At 40.9% G+C, this 15,030-nt stretch carries 15 protein-coding genes; 11 read left to right on the forward strand and 4 right to left on the reverse strand.

Features of this window, described 5'->3' with window-relative positions; genetic code table 11:
• The first annotated feature begins 98 nt into the window (after nucleotides 1–98).
• The 9 genes from NOS7524_RS25625 to NOS7524_RS25665 all read left to right on the forward strand — a co-directional run bounded on the left by NOS7524_RS25625 (nucleotide 99) and on the right by NOS7524_RS25665 (nucleotide 9,350).
• On the forward strand, nucleotides 99–1,784 hold the full coding sequence (locus NOS7524_RS25625) for an NAD(P)H-quinone oxidoreductase subunit 4 (protein WP_015141390.1): 1,686 nt from the start codon (nucleotides 99–101) through the stop codon (nucleotides 1,782–1,784).
• A 199-nt stretch (nucleotides 1,785–1,983) separates the two neighbouring features.
• Nucleotides 1,984–2,970 carry an STM4015 family protein gene (locus tag NOS7524_RS25630; protein ID WP_015141391.1) on the forward strand — a complete coding sequence of 329 codons (987 nt, stop codon included), beginning with the start codon at nucleotides 1,984–1,986 and terminating at the stop codon, nucleotides 2,968–2,970.
• 96 nt (nucleotides 2,971–3,066) lie between these two features.
• Entirely contained in the window at nucleotides 3,067–4,212 is a 1,146-nt protein-coding gene (locus tag NOS7524_RS25635; protein WP_015141392.1) for an STM4014 family protein, read from the forward strand.
• A gap of 23 nt (nucleotides 4,213–4,235) precedes the next feature.
• Nucleotides 4,236–5,000, forward strand: a complete 765-nt coding sequence (locus NOS7524_RS25640) for an STM4013/SEN3800 family hydrolase (protein WP_235622379.1) — start codon at nucleotides 4,236–4,238, stop codon at nucleotides 4,998–5,000.
• Nucleotides 5,001–5,078: 78 nt separating this feature from the next.
• Nucleotides 5,079–6,413 (forward strand): STM4012 family radical SAM protein, encoded by a 1,335-nt coding sequence (locus tag NOS7524_RS25645; RefSeq protein ID WP_015141394.1) that lies wholly within the window; start codon nucleotides 5,079–5,081, stop codon nucleotides 6,411–6,413.
• 55 nt (nucleotides 6,414–6,468) lie between these two features.
• Nucleotides 6,469–7,347, forward strand: coding sequence for an STM4011 family radical SAM protein (locus NOS7524_RS25650; protein ID WP_015141395.1), 879 nt, complete (start codon nucleotides 6,469–6,471; stop codon nucleotides 7,345–7,347).
• A gap of 152 nt (nucleotides 7,348–7,499) precedes the next feature.
• Nucleotides 7,500–7,742 carry an AbrB/MazE/SpoVT family DNA-binding domain-containing protein gene (locus NOS7524_RS25655; RefSeq protein WP_015141396.1) on the forward strand — a complete coding sequence of 81 codons (243 nt, stop codon included), beginning with the start codon at nucleotides 7,500–7,502 and terminating at the stop codon, nucleotides 7,740–7,742.
• Entirely contained in the window at nucleotides 7,736–8,083 is a 348-nt protein-coding gene (mazF, locus tag NOS7524_RS25660; protein WP_015141397.1) for an endoribonuclease MazF, read from the forward strand. Before NOS7524_RS25655 ends, mazF begins: the two co-directional genes overlap by 7 nt.
• Nucleotides 8,084–8,234: 151 nt before the next feature.
• On the forward strand, nucleotides 8,235–9,350 hold the full coding sequence (locus NOS7524_RS25665) for a PD-(D/E)XK nuclease family protein (RefSeq protein WP_015141398.1): 1,116 nt from the start codon (nucleotides 8,235–8,237) through the stop codon (nucleotides 9,348–9,350).
• 161 nt (nucleotides 9,351–9,511) lie between these two features.
• Here NOS7524_RS25665 and NOS7524_RS25670 read toward each other — a convergent pair whose 3' ends face one another.
• From NOS7524_RS25670 to NOS7524_RS25680, 3 genes are read right to left on the reverse strand one after another with little or no spacing between them, the layout of a single operon-like run.
• Complete coding sequence (locus NOS7524_RS25670) at nucleotides 9,512–9,859, reverse strand: type II toxin-antitoxin system RelE/ParE family toxin (protein ID WP_015141399.1); 348 nt, start codon at nucleotides 9,857–9,859, stop codon at nucleotides 9,512–9,514.
• Nucleotides 9,856–10,110 (reverse strand): hypothetical protein, encoded by a 255-nt coding sequence (locus NOS7524_RS25675; protein ID WP_015141400.1) that lies wholly within the window; start codon nucleotides 10,108–10,110, stop codon nucleotides 9,856–9,858. The genes NOS7524_RS25670 and NOS7524_RS25675 overlap by 4 nt, the downstream gene beginning before the upstream one ends.
• A gap of 48 nt (nucleotides 10,111–10,158) precedes the next feature.
• The gene (locus NOS7524_RS25680; protein WP_015141401.1) at nucleotides 10,159–11,556 is read right to left on the reverse strand and encodes a hypothetical protein; all 1,398 of its coding nucleotides are present in this window, start codon (nucleotides 11,554–11,556) and stop codon (nucleotides 10,159–10,161) included.
• A 228-nt stretch (nucleotides 11,557–11,784) separates the two neighbouring features.
• Here NOS7524_RS25680 and NOS7524_RS25685 point away from each other — a divergent pair, with 228 nt between their 5' ends.
• Nucleotides 11,785–13,599, forward strand: coding sequence for a proline--tRNA ligase (locus NOS7524_RS25685; RefSeq protein WP_015141402.1), 1,815 nt, complete (start codon nucleotides 11,785–11,787; stop codon nucleotides 13,597–13,599).
• 396 nt (nucleotides 13,600–13,995) lie between these two features.
• Nucleotides 13,996–14,610, forward strand: coding sequence for a GerMN domain-containing protein (locus NOS7524_RS25690; RefSeq protein WP_015141403.1), 615 nt, complete (start codon nucleotides 13,996–13,998; stop codon nucleotides 14,608–14,610).
• Nucleotides 14,611–14,681: 71 nt separating this feature from the next.
• Here NOS7524_RS25690 and NOS7524_RS25695 read toward each other — a convergent pair whose 3' ends face one another.
• Nucleotides 14,682–15,029 (reverse strand): ArsR/SmtB family transcription factor, encoded by a 348-nt coding sequence (locus NOS7524_RS25695; protein ID WP_015141404.1) that lies wholly within the window; start codon nucleotides 15,027–15,029, stop codon nucleotides 14,682–14,684.
• Nucleotide 15,030 lies beyond the last annotated feature (1 nt).

Below are 15,030 nucleotides of genomic sequence, written 5' to 3' on the forward strand. Positions count from 1 at the left end.
CTTTATTTATACTCAGGTGCGGTAAAGATTTATTTTGAGAAGTTTACAAAGTTTAATAGAATAGGTTTATTCACAAATAAGTATTTTTGCTTACTGCCATGATAGCTGATGGATTTCCTTGGCTAACCGCGATTATTCTACTGCCACTCGTTGCTTCCTTTGCCATTCCCGTGCTGCCTGATAAAGACGGCAAGCTGGTGCGATGGTATGCCCTGGGTGTAGGGATCGCGGACTTTGTTTTGATGTGCTACACCTTTTGGCGGCATTACGATACTAGCAGTGCGACTTTTCAACTCGCGGAGAAATATGCCTGGATACCTCAGTTGGGCTTTAGCTGGGCTGTTTCGGTCGATGGTATCTCCATGCCGCTTGTACTGCTGGCAGGATTTGTCACAACGCTGTCGATGTTTGCGGCTTGGCAAGTTAACCTCAAACCGCGCCTGTTTTATTTCTTGATGCTGGTATTGTATTCCGCACAAATCGGCGTGTTTGTTGCTCAAGACTTGCTGTTGTTCTTTATTATGTGGGAACTGGAATTGGTTCCTGTATATTTGCTGGTATCTATTTGGGGCGGTCAAAAACGCCGCTATGCTGCGACAAAATTCTTACTTTACACCGCAGCTGCTTCCATTTTTATTCTCGTAGCTGGGTTGGCAATGGCTCTCTACGGTGACAATACCACCTTTGATATTGTGGAACTGGGTGCCAAGAATTATCCCCTTGCTTTAGAATTAGCACTTTACGCCGGATTGTTAATTGCCTTTGGTGTCAAACTAGCGATTTTCCCTTTACATACTTGGTTGCCTGATGCCCACGGTGAAGCTTCTGCTCCCGTATCAATGATTTTGGCGGGTGTACTGCTCAAAATGGGCGGATACGGATTGATTCGCCTGAATTTAGAATTACTTTCTGATGCCCATATTTACTTTGCTCCTGTCTTAGCAACTTTGGGTATTATCAACATTATTTATGGTGCTTTAAACTCCTTTGGACAAACCCATATGAAGCGCCGCCTCGCCTATTCCTCTGTGTCTCACATGGGATTTGTGCTGTTGGGTATCGCTTCCTTTACTGATGTGGGTGTAAGTGGTGCGATGCTGCAAATGCTGTCTCACGGGTTAATCGCTGCCTTGTTATTCTTCCTGGCTGGTGTGACTTATGATCGCACCCACACAATGGCAATGGAAAATCTTGGTGGTATCGGTCAAGTGATGCCTAAAGTGTTTGCCCTGTTTACCGCCGGCGCGATGGCTTCCTTAGCACTCCCTGGCATGAGTGGCTTTGTCAGCGAACTTCAGGTATTTGTTGGTGTCACCACCAGCGACATCTACAGTTCTACTTTCTGCACAGTGATGGTATTCCTCGCTGCCGTGGGAGTTATTCTCACACCGATTTATCTGCTGTCGATGTTGAGACAGGTATTTTACGGCAGTGGTGCAGAACTATCCTGCAACATTAATAATGCCGCTTATGAAAATCAGGAAGACGAAGGCACAGTTTGTTTTGGTACAGACTGTCTACTACCTAGCCAAGCAGTGTATAGAGATGCTACACAGCGTGAAGTTTTTATTGCCGCCTGCTTCTTGGTATTGATTATTGGTGTTGGTATTTATCCGAAGTTAGCTACCCAAATGTACGATGTGAAGACTGTAGCTGTAAATACTCAGGTACGCCAATCATATACTCAAATAGCCCAAGCAAATCCCCGGATATACGCTAAAAGTTTCCTCTCTCCCCAAATCAGCGAACCTGAAATTATGGCAGTTTCGGGAATCGTTAAGTAAATCATCCTCTGGATAATAACAAGCGATCGCTCCACCATCAAGCGATCGCTTTTTCTTTATGCCAAAAGTTCCTCGCTTAAAGACTAGACAACATAATAAAACAAATGTACTATAAACAAAGCCCAATATATTGGCAAAAATTGGGATATTCACATAGATTTATGGTGAAACTTATTACCTATCCAGAGGTAAAAGCATCATGGCAGACAATGATTGGAATCTTCAAGAACGGTTGCAGAAATATCCAGGGTACAGAGGTGAACACGCTACCACCTTTGCAAACCGACAAGTGGTAGAATTTAGCCCAGAAGTGGGAATTAGTGATCCTGTAGGTACTGCTTACGCGATTCGTTGTGAATATTATGCTGGAGAAAAAGTCGCAGATCAACTAGCAAAACTGCTGCAAGATAACCAAGTTAGTAATCTGCAAGCTTTGGTTTTTGGTATTTGGGATGCGGATATGTCTAACGGTGGTTCCCAGGTTGTAATTGAGGCATTATTATCTGCCAAAGATCAGCTGACAAGTTTGCAAGCAGTATTTATTGGAGATATTCACTATGAAGAAAGTGAAATTTCCTGGATTGTGCAGAGTGATATTAGCCCCATTTTAGAAGCGTATCCTAATTTGGAAGTATTACAAGTGCGGGGTGGTGAGGGTTTAGCCTTTACACCTTTTGTGGGACATGAAAATTTAAAAGCTTTAATTGTTGAGACTGGTGGTTTGAGTAGTGCAACAATTAACCAGATTTGCGCCTTGAACTTGCCAAAATTACAGCACTTAGAATTATGGCTAGGTTCAGATTACTATGGTGGCGATTCTGCCATCGCAGACTTAAATCCCATATTAGTGGAACAGAGATTTCCGAACTTAGTTTATTTGGGGTTACGGAATAGTCAATATTCTGATGATATTGCAGAAGGAGTGGTGCGATCGCCTCTACTCACCAAAATCAGAATTCTCGACTTATCAATGGGAACTCTCAGCGATGCAGGTGCAGAATTGCTGCTGAAAAATCCGGTTGTACAGCAATTAGATATTCTCAATCTGTCTGAAAACTATCTATCAGAAGAAATTATTAATTTTGTAGAAGCACAACAGGCTAATTTTCATGTTCAAGTCATGATTAATGGGCAAAGAACAGAAGATGAAGACGACGAAGAACGCTACTGTGCTGTTGCTGAGTGAAGGGATTGGGAATTGGGTAAGTAAATCATGAATGATTATTATTAATCTTCTTTGTCTACCTTGTCTCCTTTATACATATTTACAATGAATGAGTGAATGTTTAACTTTGTTATTATTGCCAACCTAGAAAATCGTCGGGTTGGCTTTATACAACAAGCACTAGCACATTGTGATTTAACACCTGCAACCGTTGTTTCTTACGCCGACTTGATTGCAGGTAGAGAGACATTAGAAAAATTCAAAGCACCTAATACTATTATTAGGTTTGAGTCGCCAGAGAAGAATTTTGAGGTGGAGAAAGCAATAATTGCGGTTGGTGCAGAAGTTTCAGATACAGGTAATCAACAGTTTATTAGTGCTAAAGCTGCGGCTGATTTAGTATTTGATAAAGGACGTATTCTTTACCCGCGACAATGGTATTTAGGTTGGCGATATTTACTAAATCAATGGGGAAAGCAACTGTTATCGCCAGTAATAAATCATCCCCATGATATTAGTGTGATGTTTGATAAGCCATTATGTAGCGATCGCTTTTCTCGCCATCATATCCCAATTCCCCGTTCTTTGGGTGTAATTCACAACTATGAGCATTTGCGAGAACAAATGCAAATTCAGGGATGCGATCGCGTGTTTATCAAATTATCTCACGGTTCTGCTGCCTCTGGAGTCATTGCCTACCGTGCCAATTCCCACAGAGAATCTGCCATCACCACAGTAGAACGAGTCCGCCAAGATGGACAAACTAGACTTTACAACTCCCGTAAAATTCGTCACTATACTGATCACGAAGAAATTACTGACATCATTAATATATTGACGGCTGAAGGCGTACAAGTAGAAGCATGGCTTCCCAAAGCACAAATTCAAGGACACCCCTTTGATGTGCGTGTAGTTGTGATTAATGTCGAAGCACAGCACATAGTAGTCAGATTAGGCAAAAGTCCTATGACTAATCTACACCTAGGTAATGAACGGGGAAATACAGAAGATTTTCTAGCCAAAATTGGATATGAAAACTGGGAGAAGATGAAACAAACCTGTGAAGCAGCAGCCGCATTGTTTCCTAATAGCTTGTATTGCGGAATTGACTTATTAATTTTCCCTGATTTTCGTCGTCATGCCATTTTAGAAATCAATGCTTTTGGTGATTTACTACCTGGAATTTTTTGGAAAGGTTTAGATACTTATACAAGCGAAGTAAAAGCAGTGTTGAAAATAAGGCTAAACAAATGCTTGATATGAATCAAATCGTTGGAACACACGATATGGTATTTATAACATTCGATACTCTTCGTTATGATGTTGCAGCTGACTTATTAGAACAAGGACGCACCCCCAATTTAGCGACAGTTATACCCAAAACAGGCTGGGAAGAACGCCATGCCCCTGGAAACTTTACTTACGCTGCACATCATGCTTTTTTCGCAGGCTTTTTACCAACACCAGTTAAACCTGGAATCCACCCCAGATTATTTGCTTTGGGATTTGAAGGTAGCACAACCACTACTGAAGAGACTTGTATATTAGACGGCTCTAACATTGTGAATGGACTAGCTGCCAAAGGCTACCATACAGTGTGTATCGGTGGTGTCGGCTTCTTCAACAAACTCAACCCCTTGGGAAAAGTCCTACCTTCCTTATTTGCTGAAAGTCATTGGAGTAGAGAACTTGGTGTCACCAATCCCAACTCGACAGAAAATCAAATCAGACTAGCCGAGAAAATTCTCACAGCAATACCCCAAACTCAACGCCTATTTCTATTCATCAATATTTCCGCACTGCATCAACCAAACTACTTTTATCTTCCTGGTGCGACAACAGACACCATCGCTTCCCACGCCGCCGCCTTGGAATACGTAGATAAACATCTAACTAAACTCTGGGAAGCCCTCAAAAAACGCGCCCCCACCTTTTGCATTCTCTGTTCAGATCATGGCACAACCTACGGCGAAGATGGGTACACAGGCCATCGCCTCAGCCACCCCATAGTATGGACAGTTCCCTACGCAGAATTCATCCTCCCCAACTAAAAATCCCTCCATATCTCTCTCTGCGTCTGTGCGTGCAATTTTCACAATCCTACTCCACCAAACCCACCATCCTAAAAAATGCTCACCACCAAAACCAAACCTCTCCAACAACTCTTAAAACAATCCCCCTATCAAGCCTACGTCTACTCCTACCCCCATAAAACAGCCTATCGGCCCCTCAACCCACCTATCAAGCTCGCCGAACTGTGGACAAAACAAGATAAACAATCACTATTCCTCTACATTCACATCCCATTTTGTGAAATGCGCTGTGGATTTTGTAACCTATTCACTACCGTCACCCATAACGAAGACTTCATTACTCAATACGTCTACACCGTTCAACGACAAGCAAAACGAGTCAAAGCCGCACTAGGAGAAGCATCCTTTGCTAGATTTGCGTTAGGTGGCGGGACACCAACCCAGTTACCATTACACCACCTAGAAACCATACTCAACATAGCGGAGGAAACAATGGGTGCTAATTTACAGCACCTTCCCATTTCCGTTGAGATGTCACCAGAGACAGCCGATAAAGATAAATTACAACTATTGCGCGATCGCGGCGTTGATCGAGCTAGTATTGGCGTACAAAGTTTCATTGAATCAGAAGTTTTAGCCACCCAACGCCGCCAAAGTACCCCCCAAGTAAAAGCCGCACTCACCAGAATGCGCGAAGCTGGCTTTCCCACAATTAACATTGACTTAATTTACGGACTACCGGGACAAACCGTAGACACATGGTTACAGTCAATACAGTCTGCTTTACATTTTCAACCAGAAGAAATTTACCTATATCCCTTATACGTCCGACCCCTCACTGGTTTAGGAGGCTCAGACAAAGAATGGGATGATATCCGTATATCATGTTACCGCGAAGGGCGATCGCTCCTCCTATCACAAGGATACACCCAAGTTTCCATGCGAATGTTCAGAAGGGTTTCTTCCTTGTCTTCCTCAACTCCTGTATACTGCTGTCAAGCTGACGGTATGGTAGGAATAGGCTGTGGAGCACGTTCTTACACAGATACTTTGCATTATTCCAATGAATATGCTGTAGGTTCAAAAGAAATCCGCGATATTTTACAAGCCTATATCCAAACACCCAACGAAACTTTCGACTACGCCACCTATGGTTTTCAATTAAATATTGAAGAACAACGTCGCCGCTACATCTTATTATCTCTCTTGTCAGATGAAGGCTTAAATACCACTGCTTATCAACAAAGATTCCAAAGCAATCTTTATACTGATTTCCCCGAATTAACACAACTCATAGATTTAGAATTAGCAACACCAACAGAAAAAAAAATACATTTAACCGCAAAAGGTATAGAACTTTCAGACACCGTTGGTGCTTGGCTATTCTCAGAACAAGTCAACCAACTAATGCAAACCTACAACCTCAAATAAACTCTCTGCGCCTCCGCGTCTCTGCGTGCATAAATTCTAATATTTAAATTCAGCAATGCACCTCACAATACTCTATCGTGGTTCCCTAATCAGTTGTAACTATGGCTGTGAATATTGTCCTTTTGCCAAAAAACAACAATCAGCTACAGAATTAGCAATTGATAGACAAGAAGTAGAAAAATTCGTGAATTGGATAGCTCAAAATTCACAACATCAATTTTCGATTTTATTTACCCCGTGGGGAGAAGCACTAATTCATGAGTGGTATCAACAGGCATTAGTGAAACTAACTCAAATGCCCCATGTTAATAAAGCCGCAATCCAAACTAATCTTTCTTGTAAATTAGATTGGGTGGAAGCTTGTAACAAAGAAAAACTGGCATTTTGGGCAACATTTCATCCCGAATGGGTGACGTGTCATAGATTCCTCTCCCAATGTCTAGAATTAAATCGACGTGGTGTCCGTTTTAGTGCTGGCGTTGTCGGTTTTTCGCAATTCAAAGCACAGATTACTTACCTACGCCAGAATTTACCAACTCATATTTATTTATGGATTAATGCAGTTAAAAAAGAACTGCCAAATTTATCCCAGGAAGACAGAAAATTTTTCCAATCTATCGACCCATTGTATGAATTAAATACTCAACATTACTCCAGTTTAGGTAAAACTTGCCGTGCTGGTAAATCATTGATTTCTGTTGATGGTGAGGGGACAATTAGACGCTGTCACTTTATTAAATTACCTATTGGCAATATTTATGATTACGACTGGGAAACTGCACTATTTGAACGTACTTGTACTAATGAAACCTGTCATTGCCATATAGGTTATATTCACCTGGATTATTTAGACTTAGATAAAGTATTTAGTTCTGGTATTTTGGAGCGAATTCCGCATAATTGGGATTCTAATTTATGGTTTTTTAGTAGTTAGTATGCCAAACTAAATTAGTAAATTATGCCATAAATATTTGCTACATCAGAAGCTATAAACCTAATTGATGCTTGCCAAATTATTGCTAAACCACTATATTGTAGATACGCTGTATATATAGATATCCGGTTTACTCAATCAAGGTTTAGTTTATGGCTGCGACTGTTGCCAAGTGGGGAAATAGTCTTGCGATTAGGATTCCCCAGAATTTAGCGAAAGAGATTCATTTAACCGAAGGGGTAGAAGTAGAGCTTGCTGTCATAGATGGTAGCCTAGTAATTAAACCCAAAACCCGCAAGCGATACTCACTTGATGAGTTAATTGATGCTATTACACCAGAGAATGTTCATGGTGAGATTGATAGTGGAATAGCTGTGGGGAATGAGGTTTGGTAACAACAGCAAATTTCTATGTCCCCAGTCGGGGAGATATTGTCTACTTAGATTTTGATCCCACAAAAGGACATGAACAACAAGGATATAGGCCTGCTTTTGTAATCTCACCTCGCAGGTACAACGAGAAAAGTTCTTTGGCTTTATTTATGCCGATTACAAAGCAGCAAAAAGGATATCCTTTTGAGGTTCTTTTACCGTCTGATTTGAAAATTCAAGGTGTAATTCTTGCGGATCAGATCAAGTGTTTAGACTGGAAAGTACGCGGGATTAAATTTATTGAGTCTGCACCAGAAAGTGTCATTGCAGAAGTGCAAGCAAAAATTGAGCCATTACTTTTGTAGAAATATTTTTAACGGCATTGTCAACAGGCGATCGCCTGAGTTAAAACTGATACAAATAAAGTCTGTCACTATTTCTTGTAGTCTGCTTGATGCAAGACTGCCAGCAATTTTATTGTGTTAATTTTATTTAAATATACATATTTAAAAATAAATGTCGTTATTTACCAATTTACTTAAACTGCATTCAGGGAATCGACCAATTGAGGACTTTTTTACTGAAATTATCGCTTATTTCTTTGAATGTAACAAACACCTTTTAATTGCTTGGCTGCAAGAAAATCTAATTATTGATAATAACAATTATCATAGTATCAATATTTCCACGCAAAAAGAACATCAAGGCTTAGATAGCCATAAACAAGATAGCAGATTTGATATGGTAATTGAGCTATCTAATCAAGTAAATACAGACGTAATAATTATTGAATCAAAAATTGGTTCTAAAGATGGGGACAATAATTTAAAAAAATATGCTGAAATTTTGAGTTATTTTCCAAATGTTAGACGACGAACCTTAATTTACATTACCCGTGAGTATGACCCACGTGAAGATATTAAAAACTTTGCTGATGATTTATTACCGATGGTAGCCTTTTATCAGTTGAGGTGGTATCAATTTTATGCGTTTTTACAAAAAAATGCAGATGATACTTTGGGTAAAGAAATAATAATTTTTATGAGGAATAATGCAATGTCTCACACTAATCAATTTTCACCCATTGACTTAATAACAATGATGAATTTCAACAAGGCTCTCGAATCTATGAAAGCAACTCTAAGCGAAGAAGTAGAAAAAGAATTTAAACTGGCTTTCGGTAATGTTATAGGAGGTTCAGCAAGTATGACTCAATGGCGATGGGCAGGTAGATATATTATCTACACTCATTTTGCTCCAAAGGGGAATCTTTGGTGTGGTCTTGGATATTTTAATTTAAATTCAGATGTTTTTACAAAGTACCCACATATAGGAATATGTCTAGAAGTTTCACCAGGTTTTAAACACCGCCCAGAAATTATTAATTCTATGAAAAAAGTAGTTAGTGTTAAACCTGAAACATGGATTCCTAATAATTTAACTATTACACCAAATTGGTCAAGTATTCATTATCGAAAAACTTTCCAAGATTTTTTGTGTTATCAAGACCAATTTTCAGAGATTAAATTATTTTTTTTAGAATGTATCAAGGAATTTAAAAAAGTTCAAGAATTGTATTTTGATTTTCCTTGGAAAGCTGTAAGCAGTGAAGAATCTACAGAAGAAGAATAAACTTTTCATCGCTTGCTGTAAATCATTTGTGAGGTGTGATAAGCGAGACGCTACGCGTAGCTTGCTTCTGCGTAGGGGTACGGCGATCGCAATCTCTTCTCTGTTGATGTAACCGGAGTTAAACTAGAGTCAGACTAATTGCAACTACAGTAAATTTCTTTTCAGGTTGTGTCAGAATCATCTGGTGCTTCACCAAGAGTCTGCTGTGTGGCATGGCGGATGTGAAGTACACGAACTGTAGATATTTCTTCTCCTTCCACAATTGTGAAAATTATTCTATATGAGTTACGCCCTCGACCGTAAAGAATTTGGCGAATTTCTTGGCTAAAATAATCATTCTCTCTGGCTAGAGAACATCGCTTTGGCATTTGTGATAAAGATTCAATAATTTGTAGCAATCCCGCATACCACAGCTTTGCTCTCTCAGGAGAAGTGAATTGAGTTAAATGTAAAAATACTTTGTCTGCTTCTGCTTCTGCTACGCTAGAGATTTCAACACGGTATTTCATGAATCGCTTGGCAGGTTGTATTTGCGACGCTGTTCCTCGGCAAACTCATCAAAGGAACGAAATCTACCTGCTTCAAAGTCTTCCAATCCTTGCTGAATACCCTTGATAGCTGCTTCTGAGTCTTGTAACTCCCATTCTAGGATACTTTCTAGCAATTCAGTAGCAACCAAACTAACATCTTGCCCTTGCTGTGCAGCCTTCTCGCGCAGCCTTGCTTCTAATTCTGGACTCAAGGAAACAACGATCGCCATAATCGTAATATTTTGCTCTTATGTTTCTAGATCCAATTCTATATTTTTTCAGCCATTGGCTTTGATGCCGTCTCCAATCAAATTCTCCATCCCCTGTTGTAAATCATTCGTCAAATCAGCAACCGCTTGTCTCGCACCTAAGCGACTTTCTTTATAAACTGGATAACGTTCCGATACAGAGATTGGTTCACCAATAGTTAATTTTACCCTTTGCTTACCTAATGGTGGCAGTTGAAAAGCTTTTTCACCTTTAATTTGAGCAATCATTTTCGACAAGATTAAAACTGTTTCCGCAAATCTTTCGACTGTGGGTTTTTCGCGGATGTAGTTACCAGAAACCGCCACAAAACTTTCTACTAATCTCATGTGCCACATTCTAGCATTGGCTTCTTCCGCCACACGATCGCCTAACGCTCTCTCAACAGCAGATAATCCTTTAATATCCTTATAATCTTCCCGAAAGATATAATTCCAACCAGCTTGCTCTACCCGCCGACAGCGATCGCTTAATTGTCCCTTCGGTTGTAAATTAAAATATTGCTCGGCTATCTCTAAGGCTGCATTCAATAAAGCTTGTAATCTTAATGCTAAGGCTTGATTGCGATCTGTCACTTCCTTCGGCACAGTAGATAACTTGAGATGATAAAAGCGCGTATAAAACTGTTCCATCAAAGACAGTAGATGTTCTGCTAAAGTCAACAGCCGGGGATAAAGTGACTCTAAATCGGGAATATGACTTCGTACGCTTGTATCTACAGGTAAACCACTAGCAACGGCTAACTCATCTAAAAGTTGAGCGATCGCACCCCAGGGAGCATCAACATAACTATATCTAATCCCAACTGGTACAATTAAAACCTGCTCCGTGCGTCCAGCTTTTTGCAAATCTTCAGCACACCAAAAACCCATTTGAGCAATTCCCGGTTCTATGGGAGTGATGAATTCTGAAAGTCCGTTAGTCGCACCTTCTGGTGCAGCCATCATCGGAAACTGTCCATTGGCGAACAAATCCCGCGCTGAACGTAACCCAGTCCAGTCAGCTTTACCCCGTTGAATGGGAGTCCCACCTAATTTTGACGCAAGCCAGACAACGTAGTCACCCGCCCAGAGGGGAATACCGCGATCGTAGATAAAATGAGCATGAATAGGTGATTTTAATGGTATACCCTGCTGTTTTGCTGCTCTTGGCACAAGTCGAGACAGCAAATACAGCAAACTCCAAGGATCTTCAGTTGAGGGATGACGAAATGCCAACAAAAAGCGGATTTTCCCCTCGTGAAACTGGCGATAGAGATTTGCTAAAACCTCTACATTCTCTGCTTCAATTTGCTTAATAGAAGTTTGAGTACGTATCCACGTCGGTAGCAGTAGGTGAACACAGCGCAGCAATAAGGGATTAAACGCCGGAGGAATAAATTCTAAAGGTGGTTGTGCTTGGTAAATCATAGGGATTGGGGATTGGGGATTGGGGACTGGGGACTGGGGACTGGGGACTGGGATTGAATCTAAAATCAAAAATCTAAAATTTTTACTCCTATACCCCTACACCCCTATACCCCCAAATCCCTATTAGGAATAACCTATACTTTGTACTTCATACTTCATGCTCAGTATTTCGTACTTGAGTTGATACAGAAATTAGTGATTTTGTAATTAGGAGTTAAAAAATCAACGATGCGACTGTCACAAATGTTATTCGTCACACTGCGGGATGATCCGGCTGATGCGGAGATTCCTAGCCATAAGTTGTTACTGCGTGCTGGTTACATTCGTCGCATCGGTAGCGGTGTTTACGCTTATATGCCTTTGATGTGGCGCGTACTGCAAAAGGTTTCTCAGATTGTGCGGGAAGAAATGAACACCACAGGCGCACAGGAATGTTTACTTCCCCAACTCCAACCTTCTGATTTATGGAAGGAGTCGGGACGCTGGGATACTTACACCAAAGCTGAGGGAATTATGTTTTCCCTAATTGATCGCCGTGAGCAACAATTAGGGTTAGGGCCGACTCACGAGGAAGTCATTACTGCGATCGCTCGTGATATGATTCGCTCTTACCGTCAGCTACCTCAGCATCTTTACCAAATTCAAACTAAGTTCCGTGATGAAATTCGCCCCCGCTTCGGTTTAATGCGTGGTCGAGAATTTATCATGAAGGATGGCTATTCTTTCCACGCCGATGAAGATAGCCTCAAACAAACTTATCAAGATATGTATCAAGCCTACAGCAATATGCTGCGGCGGGCTGGTTTAGCTTTCCGTCCTGTGGAAGCTGATTCTGGTGCAATTGGTGGTTCTGGTTCAACAGAATTTATGGTGTTGGCGGAAGCTGGGGAAGATGAAGTTATCTACACCGAGGATGGTAAGTACGCCGCGAACGTTGAAAAAGCGGTTTCTTTACCTGCTGATGCTGAAATTTCCCAATTTACTACCTACGAAAAACGGGAAACACCGGGAACAGAAACAATCGAAACAGTCTGTAAATTCCTCAATGCTTCTCCGACTCAAGTAGTAAAAAATGTCCTTTACCAAACAGTATATGATAACGGCTTAACAGTTTTGGTAATGGTAAGCATTCGTGGTGATCAGGAAGTTAATGAGGTTAAATTACAGAACGAATTAACAAAATTAGCTCCTAATTACAGTGCAAAAGCGATTATTGCTTTAAATGTTCCCAGTGCCGAAACTCAGCAAACTTGGGCAGCGAAATCTTTACCTTTAGGCTACATTGCTCCTGATATTGCTGATGATTATATTGCCGCTAACAAGCAAATTCATCCTAAATTTGTCCGGTTAGTTGATCAAACTGCCGTTGAGTTAAAAAACTTCATTACTGGTGCTAATGAAAGCGGCTATCACGTCGTCGGTGCAAATTGGGGCGAGCAATTTCAACTAGCAACAAGTGTAGTAGATGTACGCAAAGCTAGACCAGGCGATCGCGCCCTTCATGACCCGCAACAAATCTTAAAAAGTGCCAGAGGTATTGAAGTCGGTCACATCTTCCAATTAGGCATAAAATATTCCCAAGCAATGGGAGCAACCTATACTAATGAACAGGGTGAAGAAAAACCTCTAGTTATGGGTTGTTACGGTGTCGGTGTATCCCGGTTAGCACAGTCAGCCGTAGAGCAATCTTACGATAAAGATGGCATTATATGGCCAGTAGCGATCGCACCCTATCATGCGATCGTGACAATTCCTAACATTAATGATGCCCAACAAGTAGAAATTGCGGAAAAACTTTACATAGCCCTGAATCAATCAGGAGTAGAAACATTATTAGATGACCGCAATGAAAGAGCCGGAGTAAAATTTAAAGATGCTGATTTAATCGGCATACCTTATAGAATTGTTACCGGACGAGCAATTAGCAACGGCAAAGTTGAAGTTGTAGAAAGAGCAACCCGTCAATCTCAAGAAATCCCCATTGATGAGGTTATTACTAGGCTGAAACAATGGATTACAACAGCTACAAACAATAGCAATTAAACTCTGAGAGACGCAGAGTAGTAAATAGTCAACTTTTCTCTGCGTTCTCCTAGATTATTAACTGAAATGTTAAGAATTTCGTAAAAAATAGTCAGTAGGTAGTAAACATAATTAAATGTGAAATATCAGCCTGTAGAACTCTGCCTCCTAACTCCTGCCTCTGACTTTCTCATGATTTACAGATTTAAATAATTTTGCAGGTGACGGATTTCAAGTACAAATTCTAAAATTAGAAATAAAGTTGCTCAAATGAGCCGATGCAACATTTGAACCTACATATCTATCCTTTAGGTTTTAGGAAACTCTGTATTTATAAGTATCGTCTTCAACTCTTCAACCAGGCTGCTCTTCACCCATCAAGACCATATCAGCCATCAGTCAGGAATGTTTTAAACTATGAATGACCAACAAGGATCGAACCGTATATCATCAGGTGTAATTGCGGCCGTCTCAGCAGCAGTTTTAGCAGTTGGCGGCGGTGTGGCTTGGTTGACAGCAAATACAACCAACTCTCCCACCCCATCAACACCATCTCAACGTATCCAACAGCCGGGACAATCAAACACCAGACAGCCAGGAAATGAGCAAACAGCCAATGTTTATTGGCTCAGAACCAACGAAAAAAGTTTTGAATTAGTTCCCCAACCCATTCAAGTAGCTGCTGCACAGCCAAATCAAGTTTTAGAGACAGCTTTTCAAAGTTTGTTAGCTGGCCCCACAGAAGGCACAAATTCCACCACCATTCCCCAAGGAACTAAACTATTAGGGTTAAAAGTGGAAGATAACGACGAAATCCACGTTAATTTATCTCAAGACTTTACCAGTGGTGGCGGTAGTACCTCTATGATGGGTCGTGTAGGTCAAGTAGTTTATACTGCCACAACATTAGACCCCAATGCCAAAGTGTACATTGAGGTTAATGGCAAACCCTTAGAGGTTTTAGGTGGTGAAGGTGTAGAGATAGAACAGCCTCTAACCCGTGAAAGCTTTAAAAAAGATTATCCGCTTTAGTCAATAGTCAATAGTCAATAGTCAATAGCTAACAACTTTGGACTATGGACTTTGAACTATTGACTGCTTACCTAACTTTTACTACTTAGCACCCTAAAGCTACGGGCTTGCTGTTCCAACCTTGTAGCTAGGCGATCGCAAACCCGATTACATAATTCAAAGATCATTTCATCTTCTACCCTGTAGTAAGCGCAAGTTCCTTCACTGCGGCGGCTAAGAATCCCTGCTTGCCACATTACCTTCAGGTGTTTAGACACATTTGCCTGCGAAGTCTGTGTTGCCTCGACCAACTCTTGTACACATTTTTCTTCATCCCTTAATAAGTGCAACAAGCGCAAACGCATCGGCTCACTTAACAGGCTGAAGTATTCGGCTACTTGTTGCACCACTTCTGGAGGTACAGGCAACGCTTGTTTCATC

The organism is Nostoc sp. PCC 7524 (assembly GCF_000316645.1).
Classification (GTDB): Bacteria; Cyanobacteriota; Cyanobacteriia; order Cyanobacteriales; family Nostocaceae; genus Trichormus.